We start from the raw sequence: 3,011 nt of genomic DNA on the forward strand, positions 1-3,011 counted from the left end.
AACCTGTTCTGGGCCTTCGCCTACAACGTAGCCGCCCTCCCCCTCGCCGCCGCCGGCCTCCTCAACCCGATGCTCGCCGGCGCCGCAATGGCCTTCAGCTCCGTCTTCGTAGTCTCCAACAGCCTCCGCCTACGCCGGTTCAAGCCGCTCACCTGATCCAGGCGGTTGTGTCGGGTGGGAGCCTGCCGCCTTCGAGGGGGGTGCTGGAGATCAGCAGGTCTTCGTACGGCGGCAGGGCTGTTGCGTTGGCGCTCAGGTTGGTGATGCAGGTCAGGCGCTCGCGTTGGAAGGCCAGGACGTTGGGTGCGGAGTCGAGCCAGGTGACGGTGCCGTCGCCCAGTAGTTGGCGGCGGAGCTGCAGGCCTTTGCGGTACAGGGACAGCATGGAGTTCTGGTCGTCGTGCTGGGATTCGACGGTGAGGTTCTTCCAGTCGCGGGGTTGTGGGAGCCACGGCGTACCGGTGCCGAAGCCGAAGGGGGGTTCGTTGCCGGACCACGGTAGGGGGACCCGGCAACCATCCCTCCCCCGGTCGGCGCCCTTCGATCGGCGGAAGATCGGGTCTTGGAGCACGGTGTCCGGTAGGTCCTCGACCTCGGGGAGGCCGAGTTCCTCACCCTGGTAGACGTACAGGCCGCCGGGCAGGGCCATCGCGAGGAGGGCGGCGGCGCGGGCGCGGCGTTCGCCGAGGAGGAGGTCCGTCGGCATGCCGTGTTTGCGGTCCTGGTGCGAGAACGACGTGTCGGCGCGGCCGTACTTCGTCACCGGGCGCGTGACGTCGTGGTTCGACAGAACCCACGTGGGTGGGGCGCCGATCGGTACGTGCGTGGACAGCGTGAGGTCGATCGAGGCGCGCAGCTCGGCGGCGTCCCACGGGCGGGACAGGAAGTCGAAGTTGAACGCGGTCTGCAGCTCGTCCGGGCGCAGGTAGAGCGCGAACCGTTCCTGGTCCGGCATCCACATCTCGCCGACGAAGAACCGATCGTCGTACCCGTCGGAGATCCGCCGCCAGCCGCGGTACACCTCGTGGACCTCGTCGTGGTCGGTGTACGACTCCGCCGTACTGTCCAGGTCCTTGAACAGTACGGCGGCGCTGTCGATCCGGATGCCGTCGACGCCGCGGTCCAGCCAGAACCGGAGGATGTCGTGGAACTCCTCGACCACCTCCGGGTTGCGCCAGTTGAAGTCCGGCTGCTCCGGGGCGAACAGGTGCAGGTACCACTCGCCGTCCGCGACCTGGGTCCAGGCCGGCCCGTTGAAGATCGACTGCCAGTCGTTGGGCGGACCATCGTTCTGGCCGGGGCGGAAGAGGAAGCGGTCGCGCTCCGGCGAACCCGGCCCGGCTCGCAGGGCCTGGACGAACCAGTCCTGCTGATCCGATCCGTGGTTCGGCACGATGTCGACGATGGTGCGGATGTTCAGCGCGTGCGCTTCCGCGATGTACTCCTCCGCCTCGGCCAGCGTCCCGAACACCGGGTCGATCGCCCGGTAGTCGGCCACGTCGTACCCGCCGTCGGCCATCGGGGACGGGTACCACGGGTTCAGCCAGATCGCGTCGATCCCCAGCTCCGCCAGGTACGGCAATCTGGCCCGCAGCCCGGCCAGGTCCCCGATGCCGTCCCCGTTCCCGTCGGCGAAGCTCCGCAGATACACCTGGTAGATCGCAGCTCCCCGCCACCACTCGTCAGCCATACTTCTCCTATCCTTTGAGGCTTCCGGCGGTCAGGCCGGCTTCGGTTCAGCCCCGCCCCGAGCGGAGCGAGGGCGGGTGTATTTATCCTTTGAGACTTCCGGCGGTGAGGCCGGACATGATGTTCTTCTGGAAGATGAAGAAGACGAGGATCGTCGGCAGGCTGGCGATGACCAGCGAGGCGATCAGCACGTTCTGCGGCAGCTGGGCGGACAGCGACGCGATCCCGACGCTGATCGACATCTTCTCGGTCTCCGGCAGCACCAGCAGCGGCCAGACGAAGTCCTTCCACACCGTGACCACGGACAGGATCGAGACCACGCCGATGATCGGGCGGGAAACCGGCAGCACGATCGACCACAGGATGCGCAGTGGCGAGGCCCCGTCGATCTCGGCCGCCTCGAGCAGTTCGCGCGGGATCGAGTCGAAGAACCGTTTCAGCAGGAACACGAAGAACCCGTTAGCTGCCGCCGGCAACCAAATCGCCCACGGGGTGTTCAGCAGATCCGTGTGCAGGACCGGCACGTCCTTCGCCACCAGGTACATCGGCAGCAGCAGCACCATCGGCGGGATCATCAACGTCGCCAGCATCGCCCCGAGCACCAGCTTGCCGAGCACCGGCCGCAGTTTCGACAGCGCGTACGCCGCCGTCACGTCGATCCCGAGCGTGAACAGCCAGGCACCGCCGGCGTACAGCACCGTGTTCTTCAGGAACACCCCGAGCTGCAGCTGCTCCCAGGCGTCGGCGTACACGTGGAAGTCGAACGTTTTCGGAAAGAAGCTCGGCGGGATCTGCGCGAGCTCGTCCGGTGACTTGAGGGCGCCGGTCACCATCCAGTACAGCGGGAAAACGAATGCGCCGGTGAACCCGACCACCGTCAGTACGAGGATCGTCCAGTAGACGATCCGCCCGCGCGGAGTACGCAGCGCCAGCGGGGAGACCAGGGTCCTCATCGCTCGGCCTCCTCGCGCGACACCCGCAGATAGATCGTGGAGAACACCAGAAGTACGACCATCAGCATCAGGCCGAGCGCGGACCCGCCGCCGAAGTCGCCGAAGTTGAACGCGTACTGGTACATCAGGTACGCGACGGTCACGGTCGCGTTCTCCGGGCCGCCGCCGGTCAGCAGGTACGGCTCGATGAAGACCTGCATGGTGGCGACGATCTGCAGCAGCAGCATTACCAGCAGGATCAGCTTGGTCTGCGGGATCGTGACGTGCCGGACGCGCTTCAGCAGCCCGGCGCCGTCCAGCTCGGCGGACTCGTACAGGTCGCCCGGGATGCTCTGCAACGCGGCGAGGTAGATCAGCGTGCCGGTGCCG

Annotated in this window: 3 protein-coding genes; all 3 read right to left on the reverse strand. The window is 66.9% G+C overall.

Going from position 1 to position 3,011, the window contains the following annotated elements:
* Positions 1-148 precede the first annotated feature (148 nt).
* Positions 149-1,690: an alpha-amylase family glycosyl hydrolase gene (locus VFF46_RS23060; protein WP_325039271.1), complete on the reverse strand. Its 1,542-nt coding sequence runs from the start codon at positions 1,688-1,690 to the stop codon at positions 149-151.
* A gap of 82 nt (positions 1,691-1,772) precedes the next feature.
* Entirely contained in the window at positions 1,773-2,642 is an 870-nt protein-coding gene (locus tag VFF46_RS23065; protein WP_325039272.1) for a carbohydrate ABC transporter permease, read from the reverse strand.
* A partial coding sequence (locus VFF46_RS23070; RefSeq protein WP_325039273.1) for a sugar ABC transporter permease occupies positions 2,639-3,011 on the reverse strand: 373 nt, incomplete at its 5' end. The genes VFF46_RS23065 and VFF46_RS23070, both read right to left, overlap by 4 nt.

Origin of the sequence: Kribbella sp., from assembly GCF_035655035.1 — a bacterium.
In the GTDB taxonomy this organism is placed as follows: domain Bacteria; phylum Actinomycetota; class Actinomycetes; order Propionibacteriales; family Kribbellaceae; genus Kribbella.